Genomic DNA, 436 nt, shown 5'->3' with positions numbered 1-436 from the left:
AGTTAATGCTTGAAAATGAAAAAAGCTGGCGGAGTGAAGCTGAGATTCGTAGCAAGATTATGGAAATCTGGAAAGTGATGCAGCAATGTATTCACAATGGATTAATTAATGAAGGCATATTACCGGGCGGATTAAACGTAAAACGTCGGGCTAAAAAAATTCACGATAAGTTATTAAATAAGAAAAACTCAAACCTGATTGTGACGACTTTTCATGCGATGGAATGGGTCAATTTATTTGCCTTAGCGGTAAATGAAGAAAATGCTGCTGGCGGTCGAGTAGTGACGGCACCTACAAATGGGGCCGCAGGAATTATTCCGGCAGTTTTATATTACTACGTGCCTTTCTCTAAAGACTTTTCCGAAGATAAAGTGGTTCGTTTCTTTTTAAGTGCGGCAGCCGTTGGCATTTTATGTAAACTCAATGCTTCTATTTC

1 protein-coding gene is annotated in these 436 nt (G+C 39.2%); it reads left to right on the top strand.

Going from position 1 to position 436, the window contains the following annotated elements; all coding sequences use genetic code 11:
- Positions 1-436, top strand: a 436-nt coding sequence (locus tag K9U40_RS23945; protein WP_282892542.1) for an L-serine ammonia-lyase, iron-sulfur-dependent, subunit alpha, incomplete at both ends; no start/stop codon positions are given.

This window comes from Xanthobacter autotrophicus (assembly GCF_030015065.1).
GTDB lineage: Bacteria > Pseudomonadota > Alphaproteobacteria > Rhizobiales > Xanthobacteraceae > Xanthobacter > Xanthobacter autotrophicus_D.
The sequence above is the reverse complement of the archived record's forward strand: the minus strand, read 5'-3'. Positions and strand labels throughout refer to the sequence as shown.